The 19425-nt window shown below is 60.6% G+C and carries 17 protein-coding genes; 2 read left to right on the top strand and 15 right to left on the bottom strand.

The window, feature by feature from the left end:
* Position 1: 1 nt before the first annotated feature.
* From D3F01_RS12125 to D3F01_RS12110, 4 genes are all read right to left on the bottom strand, one after another.
* Positions 2-937, bottom strand: coding sequence for an ABC transporter permease (locus D3F01_RS12125; RefSeq protein ID WP_097771287.1), 936 nt, complete (start codon positions 935-937; stop codon positions 2-4).
* Between the two features lie 133 nt (positions 938-1070).
* Entirely contained in the window at positions 1071-2777 is a 1707-nt protein-coding gene (locus D3F01_RS12120) for an ABC transporter substrate-binding protein (RefSeq protein ID WP_242888937.1), read from the bottom strand.
* 532 nt (positions 2778-3309) lie between these two features.
* Positions 3310-4881, bottom strand: a complete 1572-nt coding sequence (rny, locus tag D3F01_RS12115) for a ribonuclease Y (protein ID WP_005934875.1) — start codon at positions 4879-4881, stop codon at positions 3310-3312.
* Between the two features lie 330 nt (positions 4882-5211).
* Entirely contained in the window at positions 5212-6972 is a 1761-nt protein-coding gene (locus D3F01_RS12110) for a tyrosine-protein phosphatase (protein WP_242888936.1), read from the bottom strand.
* A 190-nt stretch (positions 6973-7162) separates the two neighbouring features.
* On the opposite strand from D3F01_RS12110, the gene D3F01_RS12105 reads away from it, so the two are divergent.
* Positions 7163-7531: a RidA family protein gene (locus D3F01_RS12105; protein ID WP_097773256.1), complete on the top strand. Its 369-nt coding sequence runs from the start codon at positions 7163-7165 to the stop codon at positions 7529-7531.
* Positions 7532-7668: 137 nt separating this feature from the next.
* Positions 7669-8682, top strand: coding sequence for an aspartate--ammonia ligase (gene asnA, locus D3F01_RS12100; RefSeq protein WP_156062204.1), 1014 nt, complete (start codon positions 7669-7671; stop codon positions 8680-8682).
* Between the two features lie 54 nt (positions 8683-8736).
* Here asnA and D3F01_RS12095 read toward each other — a convergent pair whose 3' ends face one another.
* From D3F01_RS12095 to rplQ, 11 genes are all read right to left on the bottom strand, one after another.
* Positions 8737-9399 (bottom strand): hypothetical protein, encoded by a 663-nt coding sequence (locus D3F01_RS12095; RefSeq protein ID WP_242888935.1) that lies wholly within the window; start codon positions 9397-9399, stop codon positions 8737-8739.
* Positions 9396-9986 (bottom strand): CDP-diacylglycerol--glycerol-3-phosphate 3-phosphatidyltransferase, encoded by a 591-nt coding sequence (gene pgsA, locus D3F01_RS12090; RefSeq protein WP_242888934.1) that lies wholly within the window; start codon positions 9984-9986, stop codon positions 9396-9398. Before pgsA ends, D3F01_RS12095 begins: the two co-directional genes overlap by 4 nt.
* 18 nt (positions 9987-10004) lie before the next feature.
* Positions 10005-11330 (bottom strand): 30S ribosomal protein S12 methylthiotransferase RimO, encoded by a 1326-nt coding sequence (gene rimO, locus D3F01_RS12085; protein ID WP_242888932.1) that lies wholly within the window; start codon positions 11328-11330, stop codon positions 10005-10007.
* 114 nt (positions 11331-11444) lie between these two features.
* Positions 11445-11960, bottom strand: coding sequence for a RecX family transcriptional regulator (locus D3F01_RS12080; protein WP_242888930.1), 516 nt, complete (start codon positions 11958-11960; stop codon positions 11445-11447).
* Complete coding sequence (gene recA / locus D3F01_RS12075; RefSeq protein ID WP_082210798.1) at positions 11961-13142, bottom strand: recombinase RecA; 1182 nt, start codon at positions 13140-13142, stop codon at positions 11961-11963.
* 126 nt (positions 13143-13268) lie between these two features.
* On the bottom strand, positions 13269-14120 hold the full coding sequence (gene prmC, locus D3F01_RS12070) for a peptide chain release factor N(5)-glutamine methyltransferase (protein ID WP_242888928.1): 852 nt from the start codon (positions 14118-14120) through the stop codon (positions 13269-13271).
* Complete coding sequence (locus D3F01_RS12065) at positions 14114-15061, bottom strand: DUF1385 domain-containing protein (RefSeq protein ID WP_097771298.1); 948 nt, start codon at positions 15059-15061, stop codon at positions 14114-14116. The genes prmC and D3F01_RS12065 overlap by 7 nt, the downstream gene beginning before the upstream one ends.
* 81 nt (positions 15062-15142) lie before the next feature.
* Positions 15143-16564: a HAMP domain-containing sensor histidine kinase gene (locus D3F01_RS12060; protein ID WP_117477348.1), complete on the bottom strand. Its 1422-nt coding sequence runs from the start codon at positions 16562-16564 to the stop codon at positions 15143-15145.
* Positions 16565-16645: 81 nt separating this feature from the next.
* A complete protein-coding gene (locus D3F01_RS12055) occupies positions 16646-17350 on the bottom strand; it encodes a response regulator transcription factor (RefSeq protein WP_005934889.1) in 705 nt (234 codons plus the stop codon).
* 116 nt (positions 17351-17466) lie between these two features.
* Entirely contained in the window at positions 17467-18771 is a 1305-nt protein-coding gene (locus D3F01_RS12050; protein WP_242888926.1) for a hypothetical protein, read from the bottom strand.
* 298 nt (positions 18772-19069) lie between these two features.
* On the bottom strand, positions 19070-19411 hold the full coding sequence (rplQ, locus tag D3F01_RS12045) for a 50S ribosomal protein L17 (protein WP_005934891.1): 342 nt from the start codon (positions 19409-19411) through the stop codon (positions 19070-19072).
* Positions 19412-19425 lie beyond the last annotated feature (14 nt).

Here is a 19425-nt window from a genome sequence, read left to right as displayed (position 1 = left end):
ATCAGTCATCCCCCTTTGCCAGACGAATGCGCGGATCGATGATGCCGTAGAGCAGGTCAACGACCAGCATGATGCCAATGTACATGGCGCTGTAAATAAAGCTCAGGCCAATGACCACGTTGTAATCGTTGGACTGGATGGCCGTGACCAGCAGGCTGCCCACGCCGGGAATGGCGAAGATCTTTTCCACCACCAGCGAGCCGGTCATCAGATCCACGATCAGGGGTGCCAGCACCGTGATGATGGGGATGAGGGCATTGCGCAGGGCATGGCGGAAGATCAGCGCCGGGCCGGAGATGCCCTTGCTCTCAGCCAGCAGCATGTAATCGGAATCAAGGACTTCGATCATCTCACTGCGGGTAAAGCGGGCAATGGAGGCCATGGTGAACATGGAAAGCGAGATGCTGGGCAGGACGCTGGAGCCAAAGACATCCTTGGCGGAGAACAGCATCGGGAACCAGCGGAGCTTGAAGCCAAAGGCATAGCTCAGGGCCAGTGCGAACACATAGGAAGGCACCGACACGCCGATGACCGAGATGATGGTGGCGATGGTATCAAAAATGGTATCCCGCTTGAGTGCGGCAATGATGCCCAGCACCAGGCCCACAGCGGCACCCAGCGTCACAGCCATGCCGCCCACCTGAATGGAGATGGGCAGGCGGCTCTGGATGAGCTGGGAGATGGGTGTATTCTTGGAGATGTTATAGCTCACGCCAAGATCTCCCCGGAGCATGTTGCCCACATAGCGGAAGAACTGGATGTAGATGGGCTGATCCAGGCCGTACTTTGCGTACAGGGCAGCCCGCATATCGGGCGTCAGCTTTTCATCATTGAAGGGCGAACCGGGCATCAGCTGCATCAGAATAAACAGCACCAGCAGAATGGCCAGCAGTGTGAACAGCGAGGTCAGGATTCGCTTGAGCGTATATTTTTTCACGTCGGGTGGACCCCCTTTGTCCGGGTGTATTTTCGCGGTCAGTCGTTCGTCTGCCGCGGACAGGCACAATGCCAAAAAGGCGCACAGTGGCTTTTGCGGGCCACTGTGCGGCCTTATTCAGCGATTCAGTTGTTTACTCGCTCTTGGTGGTGTTCTTGTACACACGGTTCAGAGCGCAGGGGTGATGCTCGACACCCTTGACGGCAGAGGAGATCATCTCGGCGTTGCACTGGCCGTACAGGGGGAAGATGACGGCCTGTTCGAGGACGATCTGCTCGGCCTCATACAGGGCTGCCCAGCGGCCCTCGGGGTCGGTGCACAAATCACCGGTGGTGCACTCGTCAATGATGGCATCGTAGTCGGCATCGCTCCACAGACCGTAGTTGTTGGAGTTGCCGGTCACCCACATACCCAGATAGGTCATGGGGTCAGCGTAGTCGGGGCCCCAGCGGGTCAGGCCCAGCTCAAAGGTGCCGTCCTGCATATCCTGCACGCGCTGCTTCTTGGGCTCCACGGTCAGGTTGATGGTCAGGCCCTCCAGCGTGGTCTCCAGCTGCTCCTTGACGACCTGAGCCACCTTTTGGGGTGCATCGTCAGCATCCACCACCATATCAAAGGTGAAGGTATCCTTGCCCAGCTCAGCCTTGGCGGTCTCAAAGAGCTCCTTGGCCTTCTCGGGGTCATAAGCACAGTCATCTGCAAACTTGGTCTGGTCGGCGCTGAAATCGCTGCCGTCGGGGCCGGTTGCAAACTGTGCGGGAACAGCGGTGTATGCGGGGGTGGAGCCATCCTTCAGCACATCGCCGGTAATGGCATCACGATCCAGCGCAAAGGTCATGGCCTTGCGCAGGTTCAGGTTTGCCAGATCAGGCACAGCGTCGATGTTGGGGCTGATGTACCACAGGTAACCGGCACCCACACTGGTAAACTCGGGATCATCCTTGACCTGATCGACCTGCTCACCGTTCAGCAGGGTGATATCCAGCGTGCCGGTCTGATAGCTCATCAAAGCCTGCTGGCTGTCCTTGATGACCTGATAGGCCAGACCGTCCAGAGCGATCTTATCCGCATCATAGTAATCGGGGTTCTTTTCCAGCGCAAAGGCGGTGGCGGCGGGCTGATAATCGGTCAGCACGAACGCACCGTTGGACAGCACCGTTTCGGGGCTGGTGCCAAAGGTGTCAGCGCAGGTGTTGTAGAAGGCCTCGTTCACCGGGTAGAAGGTGGGGAAGTACATCAGGCTCAGGAAGTAGCTGACAGGAACGTTCAGCTGCACCTCCAGGGTCTTGTCATCCACTGCGGTCACGCCCAGGTCGGTAACGGGCTTTTCACCGGCAATGATCTCAGCGGCGTTGACCACCTGACCAATGTCGGACAGCATGTAGGAATACTCGGAAGCGGTGGCGGGGTCTACGGCACGCTGCCAGCCGAACACAAAGTCGGCGGCGGTCACAGCCTCACCGTTGGACCACTTTGCATCGCGCAGGTGGAAGGTGTAGGTCTTGCCGTCCTCGCTGATGTCATAAGTCTCCGCCATGGCGGGAACTGCTGCACCGTCAGCATCCATCTGCATCAGGCCATCGGTGTAATCCGCGATGACCTCAAAGGAGGTGCCGTCGGTGGCCACCTGGGGGTCCAGAGACTGGACCTCGGTCTCCAGCATGATGTTCAGGGTGCCGCCCTGTGCGGTGCCAGCCGCAGCAGAGGAAGCGCCGCTGGCTGCAGAAGATGCAGCCGTGGAGCTGGAAGAGCCGCCGCAGGCTGTCAGAGCCAGCGCGGCAGAGGTGACACCGGCAGCTGCCAGGAAGCTGCGGCGCGAAATACGACGATCGAATTTCATATATGTTTTCCCCTCTCTTTAATGCTCTACACTGATAAAGCATCAGTTTCTGAAAATGCACAAGGGGCTCTGCTCCCCCTCTGGAGCTTCTGCACACCCTTGTGCCATGGCCGCATTATACATCCATCCGTCGGCAAAGAAAAGACTTTTTGCCGAATTTATTCTCCAAAAAGGCCCATTTCTCCCCTTTATCCAACATCCCGCCGAAAACGGAAACTAATTTTTGTATAGTTTTTCTCCTGTGCTGTATTTTGTGTAAAGACAGTTCTTGCATTAAAGTCACCACTTGTATTCCCACAGAGTACATTTAACTTCGTTCACTTCATTTTATTAAGAGTTGAAATCAGTTCAGCCTATCGCAGTTCTCTTTGTCATTGCTTCGCAATGACACCTCTCCCAGCAGGAAAAGCAGGATAGACGGTCTCATAAACCTGCACCCCTGCCCGGAGATCTGACACGACGCGCCCGAGAGACTCACAGACAAAAAAGGAGCCCGCTGTACGAACACAACGGGCTCCTCTTGATTCTGATCTTACTTCGCGTACTCGATGGCGCGGCTCTCGCGGATGACGTTGACCTTGATCTGGCCGGGATAATCGAGGGTATCCTCGATCTTCTTGGCGATCTGGCGGGCCAGCAGGATGACCTGATCATCGCTGATGACATCAGGCTTGACCATGATGCGGACTTCGCGGCCGGCCTGAACGGCAAAGGCCTGCTCCACGCCCTCAAAGCTGGAAGAGATCTCCTCCAGATTTTCCAGACGCTTGACATAGCTCTCCACGTTCTCGCGGCGGGCACCGGGACGTGCGGCGCTGATGGCATCGCAGGCCTGGATGATAAAGGCCAGCGGGGTCTTGGGCTCCACATCGCCGTGGTGGGCCTCAATGGCATGGATGATCTGGGTGTTTTCCTTGTACTTGCGGCAGATATCCACACCGATCTGGACATGGCTGCCCTCGATCTCATGGTCAAGGGCCTTGCCGATATCATGCAGCAGACCGGCACGGCGGGCCAGCGTGACGTTCACGCCCATCTCGCCTGCCAGCAGACCGGCCAACCAGGCCACCTCCATGCTGTGGGTCAGAGCATTCTGGCCAAAGCTGGTGCGGTACTTCAGGCGGCCGATGAGCTTGATGAGGTCGGGGTGCAGGCCGTGGATGCCAAGTTCCATCACGGCGCGCTCGCCCTCCCGCTTCATCTGCAGCTCAAGGTCGTGGCGGCACTTCTCCACCGTCTCCTCAATGCGGGCGGGGTGGATGCGGCCATCACCGATCAGGCGCTCCAGCGTCATGCGGGCAACCTCGCGGCGGGTCTGGTCAAAGGAGGACAGGGTGATGGCCTCCGGGGTATCATCGATGATAAGATCCACGCCGGTGGCAGTTTCCAGCGCGCGGATGTTGCGGCCCTCACGGCCGATGATACGGCCCTTCATCTCGTCGCTGGGCAGGGGCACCACGCTGACGGTGGTCTCGCTGCAGTGGTCAGCGGCGCAGCGGCTGATGGCCTGACCGATCATGTTGCGGGCGATGTTATCGCAGTTTTCCTTCAGGTCAGTCTCGTAGGCAGCCACACGGACAGCCTTCTCGTGGGTGAGCTCCTCGTCCACCTTGTGCAGCAGCACTTCGCGGGCATCCTCCTGGCTCAGGCCCGCCAGGGTCTCCAGGCGCTCCATCTCCTTGGCACGGATGGCATCCACCTCAGCCAGACGGCTGTCGGCCTCCTCGTGCTTTTTCTTGAGCTCTTCTTCCTTCTTTTCCAGGGCTTCGGTCTTGCGGTCCAGCGCATTTTCCTTCTGGTCAATGCGGTTCTCCTGGCGGCTGATCTCAGCACGGCGCTGCTTGATCTCCTTGTCGGCCTCTGCCTTCTGGGCATCGACCTCGGCTTTCAGACGGAAAGCCTCATCCTTGGCTTCCAGAACAGCTTCTTTTCGTTTTTGGTCAGCGGTCTTGATTGCTTCGTTCACCAGGCGGGTAGCCTCGGCTTCTGCGCTGCCGATCTGTGCCTCGGCGGTCTTTTTACGGTTGTTGTAACCAATAAAATAACCCGCGCCGGCAGCAACAGCAGCAACCACGACCACGATCAACAGAATGATCGGGGACATCGTGTTCACTCTCCTTACAATTAAAGTTCAAAATTAACTAAAATCTGGAGACGCTGCCGCGCAAGGCGTGGGTCAACAATACAAAATCAAGCTCTCAACAACAAAACAGACAACAGCACCGCACAAAAAGGGCATGTTTGCCCCTGCGGCCTGATGCAGCTTTTTTATCTACAAGGTTTTCATATAAAAACGGGCAGATGAAGCCCCATTGAACTTTGGTTGCGGAAGATCCCTGCACGCAGCGTCATGGATTCCATACTACTTCTTATATTACGAAACATTTGGTACAATGTCAAGTAAAGTGAAAGGAATTTTCTAAAAAAACAGCCATTATTCCAGATACATCCGCCGCAGCCGCATCAGGCGGGCGGGGGTCAGGCCGTATTCCGCCTCGAGATAGGCATCGGTGGTGCCATACTCTTTGCGGATGGTGTCCAGCACAAAGTGGGCAGACTCCGGGTGGACACCGGCAATGCCCTGATAGAACTGCTTCTGTTCGGGATGCGCCTCGATCTCCTCGGCATGGGCGGCCCAGATCTTTTCCAGCTCCGGGCGGCGGCAGACATTGGTCCGGACAAAATCCTGACAGATCGTTTCATCGGAAGCGCCCAGCGCCAGCAGGATGAGCATGGCCGCCACGCCGGTGCGGTCTTTCCCGCCGGAGCAGTGGAACAGGATCGGCGTTTCGCCCGCCTCCAGCGCCCGGAACAGCTCCTTGTAGGCCTTATTGCGGAAGAGCATCTGCTCATACATGGCATCGGCGAGGTTATGCTCCTCATCCTTCTTGCCCTTGAGCAGCTTTTCAATGTCCCCGGGAGAAAAGGAGATCTCGCTTCCGTCCGGGTGGCAAAGCCCGCAGATGCGCACCAGCCGCGCGCCATCGGGCACATAGTCGGGCTGCTCCGCTGCCTCGGACTCGCTGCGCAGGTCAAGGATGAGCCGCAAGCCCAGGCTGTCCAGCAGCTTGCGGTCAGCCGCCCCGGTCAGCAGCCCGGTGGGAATGCCGCGGTAGATCTGCCCCCACTTGACATGCTTGCCCTCGTCGGCCTCGTAGCCGCCCAGCTCCCGGAAGTTGTTTCCGCCCGCAAAGGGCAGCTGGGTGCCCGGAGCCGGGTGCTGCGGTGCCGCCTTGGGGGCGGCGCTGGACAGCACCGGGAAGTTGTAGAAGGGCTTTGCCGGGCGGCCCCGCCGGGGCGGCAGGGATGCCGCTCCCCCGATGACCTCCATCAGGTAGCCCCGCAGCAGGTCAAGATAGGCCGAGTTATGGTCGCGCCGCTGCACCATCGAGACGCAGAGGGGCGGCAGATCTTCCAGCAGCACGTCCCGCACCCGGTCCAGCTCCCGCCGTGCCCCCGGCTCGTAGCGGGTCAGACAGGTGCAGAGCTGCTCCTGGACCAGATAGTATGCCTGATAGAAGCTGGGGCCGATCTCCGCGTTGGGTGCAAAGCCCTCCCTGGCGCAGGCATCCCACAGGGGGCTGAACAGATCCTGCCGCAGGCTGGGCAGCAGCACCCGCTGGCCCCGCAGGGCCGAAAGCGGCACCCGCTCCTTTTCCCAGAGGGGATGGCCGCGCGGCACCAGCAGGCAGGCCGGGTCGGCCCGCAGGGTGGTGCGGGCCAGCACCGGAGCCGCCGTGCCCAGATCCATCACAAGGCCCGCGTCCAGCTCTCCCTGCTCCACACCATCGGCCACGGCATCGTTTTCCAGCAGGCGGAACCGCATCTCAATGTGGGGGTACTGCTGGCGGAACTTGTCCAGCTGGGTCTCCAGCCCGGGCAGGTAGTCCGGCACCAGCGAGACACTGATGCCGATGCGCACCGGCTGGGCCGACTGGATCTCCGCATGGAGGGCCGCCTGCATCTGCTGGAACTGCTCCACCACCGGGGCCGCATGGCGCTGCAAACTCAGCCCCCGCTCGGTGAGCGAGAGCTTGTGGTGAGCGCTGACGAACAGCGGGCCGCAGAGCTCGGCTTCCAGCGCCGTGATGCTCTGCCGCAGGGCCTGCCGCGACAGAAACAGCCGCTGTGACGCGCGGGTGTAGTTCATTTCTTCGCACAAAACCAGAAAATAGTGCAGCTGGCGGATATCCATGGGTTCCTCCTGAAGGGTGGTGTATCAATAGATTAAGGATACCGCCTTTTTGCCCGCTTGTAAAGGCCGCATGGGCAAAAAGTCCCGCCCGGATTGACACATCCTGCCGCATGGTGTAGACTTCAAGCAGCAGAATTTTTCTCCCCAAAGAGAAAAGCTCCATCAAACACACAGAAAGAAGGTATTTTCCATGAAAGTCATCGCTACTGAAAAGGCTCCCGGCGCGATCGGCCCCTACTCCCAGGGCTTCATCGCAGGCGGTTTCGTCTACACCTCCGGCCAGATCCCTGTGAACCCCGCGGACGGCACTGTGCCCGAAGGCATCGCCGCCCAGACCGAGCAGAGCTGCAAGAACGTGGGTGCGATCCTGGAAGCCGCCGGTTCCGGCTACGACAAGGTCATCAAGACCACCTGCTTCCTGGCCGATATCGCTGACTTTGCCGCCTTCAACGAGGTCTACGCAAAGTACTTCACCTCCAAGCCCGCCCGCAGCTGCGTTGCCGTCAAGGATCTGCCCAAGGGTGTCCTGTGCGAGATCGAGGCCGTGGCAGAGGCGTAAGCTCCCGAATTGCACCGGCTTTGCGTTCTCCCCTTTACAACGCTCTGAAATTGTGCCATAATTTACTGTATTAAAGGGAAAGCCGTTCCGGTGCCGCAACTCGGCGGCGGAGAACGGAAAGAGAGGGGTATACTGTTATGAGCAAAACGATGATCCCGCAGAACTACACACCCGCGCTGAACCTGTACGACACCCAGCGTGCCATCGGCACCGTGAAGCGGCTGTTTGCCGACACCCTGTGTGCCACGCTGAACCTCTACCGCGTGTCGGCTCCGCTGTTTCTGGAGGCTTCCACCGGCCTGAACGACGACCTGAACGGCGTGGAACGCAAGGTCACCTTTGACATCCGGGACAGCGGCATCGAGGCACAGGTGGTGCAGTCGCTGGCAAAGTGGAAGCGCAAGGCCCTGAAGGACTACGGCTTCCGGGTAGGCAAGGGCCTGTACTGCGACATGAACGCCATCCGCCGGGACGAGGAGCTGGACAACCTCCACTCCGTTTATGTGGACCAGTGGGACTGGGAGAAGGTCATCCGCGAGGAGGACCGCAGCGAGGCCTACCTGAAGAATGTGGTGCGCTCCATCGTGTCGGCCGTCTGCGCCACCGAGATGAACCTGCACGCCATGTTCCCCCAGTTGCAGGATCTGCCCCTTCACACCCCCAACGTGACCTTTATCACCACCCAGGAGCTGGAGGACAAGTACCCTGACCTGACCCCGAAGGAGCGCGAGAATGCCTTTGTAAAGGAGAACGGCACCACCTTCCTGATGAAGATCGGTGCTCCCCTGAAGAGCGGCAAGCCCCACGACGGCCGCGCCCCCGACTACGACGACTGGGACCTGAACGGTGACCTGCTGTTCTGGAACGAGCCCCTGCAGTGCAGCTACGAGCTGAGCAGCATGGGTATCCGCGTCAGCCCCGAGAGCATGGACCGGCAGCTGACCATGGCCGGCTGTGACGACCGCCGCACCCTGCCTTTCCACAAGGCAGTGCTGAACGGTGAGCTGCCCTACACCATCGGCGGCGGCATCGGCCAGAGCCGTCTGTGCATGCTGCTGCTGGGCAGCGCCCACATCGGCGAGGTACAGGCAAGCGTCTGGGACGAAGCCACCCGCGCGGCCTGCGCAAAGGCTGGGATCCCCCTGCTGTAAGCAAAACACGAGAAAAGGCTCTCTGCCAAAACCGGCAGAGAGCCTTTTTGCATCTCAGCTTCTGAAAAGCAAGCCCACATTTTTCTTTTTGCGGCGGTTCCCGCCCAGCCGCCAGACAAGCCAGGCATAGAGCAGGTTCATGGCCAGGATGGCCGCACACCACAGCACCGTCTGCCGGGTGGTCTGCTGATAGACCAGCAGGAACGGGTAAGGCCCGGTGATGAGCCGCTGGTAATTGGCCCAGAGGGCCACAGAGCCATAGAGCATCGTGGGGACCAGCGCCAGCGGAACGCACCGCGCAGGCAGCTTTGGCTCCCGTTCCAGCAGGACAAAGGAGACAAAGGCACACAGCGGGTTGAGCAGGTGGTGGTAGAGCATGGAGCTCTCGGTCAGCAGAAACACCACGCCGCCCTGGTCGGCACAGTAGGGCCCCAGCACGAACACCACGGTCAGGAAGGTCATGGTCAGGCAGCAGGTGGCAATGTATTTGAGCATCTTGACCCAGCGGGGCAGCTGCCGCCCCGTGAACAGGCAGATCACCTGACACACCGCCACCAGCAGGCAGACGAAGAACGCAAAGACATTGGAGTTCTCGGTGTAAAAGGTGAAGGTCTTGCTGCCCACCGCTTCCCAGGTCATCCGGATGGCCATCGGCTCCCACCGCACGATGCAGAGGTTCAGGAAAATGGAACAGAGAATGGCGATCTTCTTGATCATTTTGCGGTATTGATGAAGCTGCGGTTGTCCCACAGATACTTGATGCCGGAGATGGCGGTGGCAATGGCCACCAGCCAGCACAGCCAGTAGGAGAGGAACACGCAGTCAGCGCCTATCATAACGGAATTGCCCCAGGTCAATGCGGTGCCGAAGTAGTAGAAGATGATGGTCAGCATCTGCAGCACAGTCTTGACCTTGCCCCACATGTTGGCGGCGATGACCTTGCCGTCCTTGGCACCGGCGGCCACCATCCGCAGACCGGACACGGCGAACTCACGGGCCAGGATGATGCAGAGCACCACCGGACTGCACACGCCGTCCCGCAGCATGTAAATGAAGGCCACGGTGGTCAGCAGCTTGTCGGCCAGCGGGTCGGCAAACTTGCCGAAGTCGGTGACCATGTTCCACTTGCGGGCCAGATGGCCGTCCAGAAAATCAGTAAAGCTGGCCGCGGCAAAGACGATGCCTGCCACCAGATACCAGGTAGGGTTGAAATCTTCCGTGCCGATCTGGGTCAGGGAAACGAAGACCATGAACACCGGCACCAGAATGATCCGGGTCAGGGTGAGCTTATTGGGCAGATTCATATAGATTCCTCCAATTTGTTATTTTGCAACCGTTCCGTACAGATCGTAAAGGTCGCTGTCCTCCACCAGCACATCATAGAACTGGCCGGGGTAGAGCGGCTCCTTGCTGGAAACGCAGACATTGCCGTCCACCTCGGGGGCATCGCCGGTGGTGCGGCAGAGGTACAGGCCGCTCTCCTCGTCGATGCCGTCACAGAGCACACGGACGGTCTGGCCCACCTTTTCGGCCTGTTTCTGGGCCATGATGCCGGTCTGGATCTGCATCACCAGCTCTGCGCGCCGGTCCTTGGTCTCCTGATCGATCTGGCCGTCCATCTTCGCGGCCACGGTGTTCTCCTCGGCAGAATAGGCAAAGCAGCCCAGACGGTCAAATTTGACCTCCTTGACGAAGTTGCACAGATCCTCAAACTGCTCCTCGGTCTCACCAGGGAAGCCTGCGATCAGGGTGGTGCGCAGGGTGATGCCGGGGATCTCCCGGCGCAACTTGCCGATGACCTCCAGCAGCTCCGCACGGGTGGAGCGGCGGTTCATGTTCTTGAGGATGGTATCGTTGCAGTGCTGGATGGGCAGGTCAAGGTAGGGCACCACCTTCTCGTTCCGCTTCATGGCGGCAATAAAGTCATCGGTGATGCGCTCCGGGTAGGCGTACATGATGCGGATCCACTCAAGGCCCGGCACCTTGTTCAGCTTGTCCAGCAGCTCACAGATGCTGCCGGGCTTGCCCCAGTCCTCGCCATAGGCGGTGGGGTCCTGGGCCACCACGATCAGCTCCTTCACGCCCTCACCGGCCAGCCAGCGGGCCTCGGCCACGCAGTCGGCCAGATCGCGGCTGTGCAGCGGGCCGCGGATGCCCGGGATGGCGCAGTAGTGGCAGCGGTTGTTGCAGCCCTCTGCGATCTTTAAGTACGCATAGTGGGCAGGCGTGCCGATGACACGCTTGCCGCCCAGCGGGAAGTCCTTTTTGGCACCGTAGCTTTCCAGATGGTTCTCACCCTGGAACAGGCGGGCCACGATGGTGTCAATGGCCTTGTTGGAGGCACAGCCCACCACAGCATCCACCTCGGGGATCTCCTCCTCGATCTGGCTGCGGTAACGCTCGGCCAGGCAGCCGGTGACGATGACCTTCAGCTCCGGGTTCTGCTGCTTGTAAGCGCAGGCCTCCAGAATGTTCTCAATGGCCTCGGTCTTGGCGCTCTCGATAAAGCCGCAGGTGTTGACCAGAATGACATCGGCTTCACCCAGGTCGGCCACCGTCTCGTGACCGGCCGAAAGCAGGATGTGCACCATCACGTCCAGATCGACCTGGTTCTTGGGGCAGCCAAGGGAAATACATGCAATTTTCATAAGGGATGATACTCTCTTTCTCTTTTGAGGGATGCTTTTGATTTTTTACGATTTGCTCCGGAAAAGCTCCCCCTTCGGGGGAGCTGGCAAAGCCGCAGGCTTTGACTGAGAGGGTTATTCCCCCTCCTCCACCCTGCGAATGGCTTCCTTAATGACGGAATACGAAAATCCCCGCCGCTGCAGGGCCGCAATGACCAGATCCCTGCGGCCCGCTTCCAACTTTTTGCGGTAATGCCCTTCCACCAGAGCGGCGGCGGCTTCCAGCTCCGGGTCCTCGCCGGAAACATCGGGGGTGTAAACAGCATCCAGCGCCTGCTGGATCTCGCCTGCGGCCAGGCCCTTCTGCCGCAGATTCTGGGCAGCGGCGCGGCGGCTCTTTTTTGCCGCCAGCAGAGCGTGGGCACGGGTCTCGGCATAGCGGGCATCGTTGATATACTCCCGCTGCACCATCTCTGCCACCACGGCGGCACTGGTCTGCTGGGTATAGCGGCGGTTCAGCCGCTCATACAGCTGGCCCGAGGAAAACTCCTGCCCGGCCAGCAGCTCCATGGCCCGGGTGCGGGCCTTGGCGGCATCGGTAGATTTTTCCTCTTCGGCCAGCGGGCGGCGGCCACGGCTGTAAAAGGCCATTTACTCTTCCACCATGATATCCAGCTCACTCTCGCTGCTGCGGGCGGGAGCCTTGACCACCGGCTCCTTTGCTGTGGCAGGAGCTGCCGGTTCCCCCTCTGCAGGGGCGGCAGCAGCCTTGCCCCCCGGGCGGCGGGTGGCATAGAGCTTGTCGGCATTGGCGCGCACCTGACCCTCGATATCGTTGGCGATCTCGGGGTTATCGCGCAGAAACTGCTTGGCATTGTCGCGGCCCTGACCCAGGCGGATATCGCCGTAGTTGAACCATGCACCGCTCTTCTGAACGATGCCCAGCTTGACACCCAGATCGATGAGCTCACTCATCTTGGAGATGCCCTCGCCGAACATGATGTCGAACTCAGCCTCACGGAACGGAGGAGCCACCTTGTTCTTGACGATCTTGGCGCGGGTATGGTTGCCGATGAACTGGCCGGAAGAATCCTTCAGGCCCTCCACGCGGCGGATATCGATGCGGACAGAGGAATAATACTTCAGGGCGCGGCCGCCGGTGGTGACCTCGGGGTTGCCGTAGACCACGCCGACCTTTTCACGCAGCTGGTTGATGAAGATGCAGACGGTGTTGGTCTTGCCGATGACGCTGGTCAGCTTGCGCATGGCCTGGCTCATCAGGCGAGCCTGCAGGCCCACATGGCTGTCGCCCATCTCGCCCTCGATCTCAGCGCGGGGCACCATGGCGGCAACAGAGTCCACAACGATGGCATCAATGGCACCGGAGCGCACCAGCGCCTCGCAGATCTCCATGGCCTGCTCACCGGTATCGGGCTGGCTGACCAGCAGGTTGTTGATGTCCACGCCCAGCGCCTCGGCATACACAGGGTCCAGCGCGTGCTCCACGTCGATGAAGGCAACATCGCCGCCCTTCTTCTGGGCTTCGGCCAGAACATGCAGGGCCAGCGTGGTCTTACCACTGGATTCGGGGCCGTACACCTCAATGATGCGGCCCCGGGGCACGCCGCCCACGCCCAGTGCCAGATCCAGGCCGATGCTTCCGGTCGAGATGGCATCCACCTGCATGGCAGCGTTGTCGCCCAGCTTCATCACAGCGCCCTTGCCAAACTGCTTCTCGATCTGGGCCAGTGCCGTGGCCAGCGCATCCTTCTTGGCACCGGGATCGGTCTTCTGGGTCGCCGGGGCAACGTTGTTGTTCTGATTTTTTGCCATAGTGTCATGCTCCTTTGTCATCTGTTCCCGGCGCGGTGCGGCCAAACGCAGGCGCGGGCATTCCAATTCTTTCGGTACTAGTATAACACATTTTACAGATATTACAACAGGAAGTTGTAGATATTTTTATTGTTTTCTCGCCATCACACAGCGGTCATTGCCGCCAAAGTCTTTTCTGCACGCGATGTCCGTCCACCCGTTGGCGGCAAGCAGGGCCGTTACAGCTTCCCGCTGCTGCCAGCCGATCTCCAGGGCAAGGGCACCGCCGGGGCGCAGGGCTTGCAGGTAGTGTTCCGCAATGGCGCGGTAAAATACCAGCCCATCCTCCCCCGCTTCCAGCGCCATGGCAGGCTCCTGCGCCACCTCGGGCTGCAGTTCGCCCATCTCGGCGGCGGTCAGGTAAGGCGGGTTCGACACAATAAGGTCCAGCTGCCCCTCCGGCAGGGTCTGCCAGTAGGTGAACAGATCCCCCTGCACCGGGGTGATGGTCAGTACCGGGGAGAGATGGGCGTTCTGTTCCAGATAGCGGTATGCCGCAGGGCTCTTCTCCAGACTTGTGACCTGTGCCGCCGGGCAGAAGCGCTTCACGCCCAGCCCCAAACAGCCTGTGCCGGCGCAGAGGTCGAGCACCCGGGGTGCCTCCACCTCAGCCAGCATTCCGGCGGCGGCTTCGGCCACCACCTCAGTATCGGCCCGGGGGCAGAGCACGCCGGGGCCGACAGCCAGCTCAAAATCAAGGAAGGGCCAGCTGCCACAAAGGTACTGCAAAGGCTCCCGGGCCGCGCGGCGGGCCGTCAGGGCTTCCAGCCGCTCTGCCTGCTCTGCACCCAGCGGAGCATCGGCAAGGCGGACATCCCCGCCCACTGCCAGCCGGAAGAGCTCGGCCGCGTCAAAATCCGCGTCGGGGCAGCCTGCGGCGCGCAGGCGTGCCTCCACCTCCCGGACTGCTGCCCGGGGCAGCATCCCTGCGGTTACCATCTGCCGTCCTCCGGGTCCTCGGGCAGGACCGGCGTGACGGCGGCAATGGCCACCTCGATCATGCTGTCGTCCGGCTCAAACACGGTCAGATGCTGCACCCAGATGCCGGGCTGCCGGATGATGCGGGTGGCGATGTTATCCGACCGGCCGCACCACTTGAGCAGCTCGTAGCTGATGCCCATGACCAGCGGCAGGAGCAGCAGCTTGAACACCACCCGCAGGCTGGTGCTGGACCAGGGCAGCACGCTGTACAGGAACACGCTGACGATGACCACCAAAATCAAAAAGCTGGTGCCGCACCGGGGGTGGAAGCGGGTATATTTGCGGACATTCTCCACCGTGAGGGGGTCTCCGGCCTCGTAGCAGGCAATGGTCTTGTGCTCGGCCCCGTGGTACTCGAACACCCGGTGGATCTCCTTCATCCGGGAGATGGCGGCCATGTAGGTCAGGAAGATGGCGACCTTGAGCACCGCCTCCAGCACCACCTTGGCCCAGCGGCCCAGCGGCACCAGATGGTTCAGGCCGCCCACCAGCACCGTGGGCAGAACGGTGAAGAGCAGGATGGCAAACAGCCCGCCGATCACGGCAGCCGCCGCCAGCATGATATCTTCGGCCTTTTTGCCCAGATGGTCGCCCACCCATTTTTCAAAGGCGGTCTCCTCTTCGGCGGGGTCGTAGTCGTCCCCCATGCTCACCTGTGCCGAGTACATCATGTACTTGTATCCCATGATCAGGCTTTCGATCATCGAGATGGCTCCCCGCACCAGCGGGATCTTTGTCCACACGCCGTGGGTGGGGGTGGGCTCGACCTTGGTCTCAATGGTTCCATCGGGCTTGCGGACAGCACAGCAGATGTTTTTCGGGCCCCGCATCATAATGCCCTCCATCAGGGCCTGCCCGCCCACACTCGTCTTGAAGCGTTCCTTGTTCGGTTGATTCATTGGCTCTCCTATGGGGCGCTGCGTCCCCTCTCTATCGTAAAAACTGCCCCTCTATCTTACCAGATAAATATGGACAATCTCTTATCGTTTATAGATCGGCAGGCCCAGGGTGACCACCGTGCCCCGGCCCAGCGTACTCTTGAGGTCCATGGTACCGTCCAGTGCGGTCATAATGGAATCCACCAGCGCAAGGCCGATGCCGCTGCCCCGCACCGAGTTGCTGCCCTTGTAAAACTTGGTCTTGACGTTTTCCAGATCCTCCGGCGGGATGCCGCGGCCCTGATCGATGATCTCGATGAAGGCTTTGTACTCGCCCTGCCAGATCTTGACCGTGATGCGTCCGCCGGGGGCCGAATACTTGATGGCATTGTCCAGAATGTTGATGAACACCTGCCGCAGGCGGTCCGGGTCGGCGTAGACCGGGATCATCTCCTCCGGCTCCGCATAGGCCAGCAGAAGCCCCTCCCGCTGGATGCGCGCTTCACAGAAAAGGACAGCGTCCGTCAGCTCGGCCACAAGGTCCAGGGGGCGGCACTCCATTTTCAGGCGGCCATTCTGCAGGCGGCTGAAATCCAGCAGCTCCTCCACCATGTTGTACAGGCGGGCGGTCTCGTTGTTGATGATCTCCAGCCCCTTGCGGTAGTTCTCATCGGTGGGGTCATCCAGGGTGCGCAGGGTCTCCACCCAGCCCCGGATGGAGGTGAGCGGCGTGCGCAGCTCATGGGAGACCGAGCTGATGAATTCGTTCTTCATCTTCTCCGTCTCTTCCAGCCCCTCGGCCATCTGATTGATGGTGCCGCGCAGGCGGTCCACCTCGTCCCGCTCGTCACCGGTCACAGGCAGGCGGACATCCAGCTCTCCCCGGGCGATGCTGGCGGCGATCCGCTCCACCTGCCCCAGCGGCACCACGATGCCCCGCACGAAGTACAGGCCGGAGGCCACTGTAAAGCCCAGAATGGCCGCCACCACGATCAGGCTGATGATGAAAACGCTTTTCAGCTGCTCCTGCACCAGCGTCAGGCTGGTGACAAGGCGCATGGCAGCCACATCCTCGGCCGCGTAGGGCACCAGACTGCACACGGCCATGACCGTTTCCCCGCTGGCGGTGCGGTAGATGGCCACACCCACGCCGTCCGGTGCATCCTGTGCCTTGTTAAAGTCGTCCTGCACAACGATGCCGTCCGCACCTGTGCCGCTGGACGAGGCGATCACGCCGCCGTAGCCGTCCAGCAGCATGAACTCATATTTGTCTTTATCCGCAAACTGCTCCACCATCCGGCGCAGGGCCACACTGCGGTTGGCCGCGGTCTTCTGGGCCGTATCGCCGGTGTACATTTTCAGCTGACCGTTGATGGAGGAAAAACGCCGCATCATGGTCTGCTGGACGCTGTTGTAGTAGCTGCGGCTGAAGTTGTACACGAACATGCTCTCCACCAGCAGCACCAGCAGCACGGTCAGGAACAGGCTTCCCCGCAGCCAGCGGTGGGTAATACCACTGCGCATTGCTTTTCCTCCTTTCTGTCAGTGATCTCGGCTCTCCTGTCGGGAGAGCTGTCGAGCACAGCGCAACTGAGAGGTTTTTCTTTACTCCTCCCACCGGTAGCCGTAGCCCCACACTGTCATAATGTGGGTGGGGTGGCTGGGCTCATCCTCTACCTTCATCCGCAGGCGGCGGATGTTCACATCCACGATCTTCACATCGCCGAAGTAGTTCTCGCCCCACACGCCCTTCAGGATCTTTTCCCGCACCAGCGCGATGCCGGGGTTGTGGAAGAACAGCTCCATGATCTGGAACTCCACCTGGGTCAGCTCGATCTGCCGCCCGGCCTTGAGGAGAACACGGCGGTTCTCATCCAGCACAAATTCCCCGCTGACCAGCGTGGTGGGGGCATTTTCGTCTGCAGCGGAGCCGCCGCCCGAGCGGCCCACCCGGCGGCAGAGGGCCTCCACACGGGCCAGCAGCTCACTGACGCTGAAGGGCTTGGTCATATAGTCATCCGCGCCGATGGACAGGCCGCGGATCTTGTCCTGCTCCTGCCCCTTGGCGCTCAGGATGATGATGCCGATCTTCTGGTCGGTGCGGCGGATGGTCTCGCAGAGCGAGAACCCATTCATGCCGGGCAGCATCACATCCAGGATGGCTGCATCACAGCCGGGCTTCTGCTCCAGCAGAGGCAGGGCGGCTTCGGCGCTGTCGGCCTCCACCGCCTCCATCCCCGCCAGCCGCAGGTTCAGCGCGATCATCTCGCGGATGCTGGCTTCATCCTCTACCACAAGTACCTTGACCATCTAAGACCTCCATATTTTTCTGCTTTCTCCCTCTGCCCAAGAGCACACGGAGAAGCATTTCACCTCAGAACACCCAGCCTGCATCCGGTAAACTTCTGCAAAACTGAGCGGTATCATCAATTCAACCGGTACAACGACCGGGACAGTCGATAGCTCTGATCCTTCAGCACCACGTCCGGCCCGAACCTGGCCTGCATCTGGCGGGATGCCACCACGCCCAGGCGGGTCCAGCCCGCCGCGCTCTCGCTGGAAGGAACCAGGCGCATGGTCAGCACCAGCTTGCCCTCGTCCACGGTGCGCAGCTCCACAGCTTCCTCTCCCTCAGCGCTGTCGGTGAGCATCAGGTTGCCCTCCCACTCGGCGGGCAGCTCAATGTAGCAGCTGCTCTCCTCGTCCAACAGGCCGAAGCTCTTTTCCGGCTCCGGGCTGGTGTAGTCCATCCAGACGATGAAATCCATCCGTCGGCTCTGGCTCAGGTTCAGCAGGCCCGCTTCGTCAGGCTGGGTGGGGATCTCCACGATGCCGTCGCCGTCCAGATCCCGGCTGACCAGCGTGGAGACATTGCGCAGGGACGCATTGTACAGCTCACTGGTGCTGATCTGCTCAGCGGGCAGCATCTGCTGGCTTTCCTCATCGAAGTAGAGCAGCACCGTGGCCAGATTGTTGCCCGAAAGGCCGGTCCAGCCGTCCAGCACCAGATAGCGCTTTCCGTCCGCTCCCAGGCCCGCCGCCACAGCGGCGCAGCCCGAGAACTTATCTGCCGAAAGGCCCATGACGGCCACCTGCTGGAACATCCCGTCCCGGTCAACGGTCAGCAGCTCGATCTGCACCCCGCCGTCCTCCAGCGTGGACATCAGGATCAGATCCTCGTTGCCGCCGCCGGTGATATCCTCCACCAGATACTGCTCATAGGACTGTTCCAGAATGGCATTGACCGTGCCGTTCTCGTAGGAGTACACCGCCAGATAGCTGTCACCCTGCGCGGCGAGGTACCCCACCACCAGCTGGGTGGCGGCACCATCCTGCAGCTGTGCCAGCCGGACATTGTCCACTGTATCCGCCAAACCCTCGATGCTCTGGCGGACCTGCCACACGCCTGCAGCATCCTTCTGCAAAAATGCAATACAGACGTTGGAACTCTGGGCCGTGGTGTAGAGAACAGCGGCATCCTGCTGGCCGTCACCATCCAGATCCTGCAAAAGGAACGGCGAGAGCAGCTCCCCCTGCATCGGGTATTTCAGCTGGGCGCTCTCCCCCAGCCATTCGTTCAGGGCATTCTGCAGCGCACCGTAGTCGCCCGGAAGGCGCGGGGCACGCAGCAGCTCCTCCACCTGCACATTTTCCGACATCGGAAGGCCGCACGCCGAGAGCAGGCCCATCATGCAGCCTGCACTCAGCACCAGAAACCGTCGTCTTTTCAACCGCCGCCCCTCCCTTCTGTGGAAAATTTGCAAAGTCGTGCAGAAATACAGTATAATTATAGCATTCTTGCCCCGCCATCACAAGCCCCAGCTGCTAACGCCCAACCGGGCAGCGGGGCATTCCCACGCAAGTGAAACGGGCCATTCCATCGCCCGCCCTACTGCCTGCGGCAGCAGGGGCCCACCCCAGCGGACACTTGCTTTGGGAACACCCCGCTGCCCGGGCCACACGATGCAAAAAGGCCCTTTCCCCGAAGGGAAAGAGCCTTTGTTACACTGTTTGAACAGTCAGAGTCGATCAGACGAGCTCCAGAACTGCCATCTCAGCAGCGTCGCCGCGGCGAGCGCCGATCTTGATGATGCGGGTGTAGCCGCCGTTGCGGTCAGCGTACTTGGGGCTGATCTCATCAAACAGCTTCTTTGCAACATCTTCCTTGGTGATGTAGGCGTAGACCTGACGCTTGGTGTGCAGGTCGCTGGCCTTACCCAGGGTGATCATCTTCTCGGCCATGGAACGAACGTCCTTAGCGCGAGTGACAGTGGTCTCAATCTTGCCATTCTCTAACAGGTAGGTGACCATAGCGCGCATCATAGCGTTGCGGCTGTCGCTGGTTCTACCGAGCTTTCTGGTACCGGGCATCCCGTTTCACTCCT

This window comes from Faecalibacterium sp. BCRC 81149 (assembly GCF_022750605.1).
GTDB lineage: Bacteria > Bacillota > Clostridia > Oscillospirales > Ruminococcaceae > Faecalibacterium > Faecalibacterium duncaniae.
The sequence above is the reverse complement of the archived record's forward strand: the minus strand, read 5'-3'. Positions and strand labels throughout refer to the sequence as shown.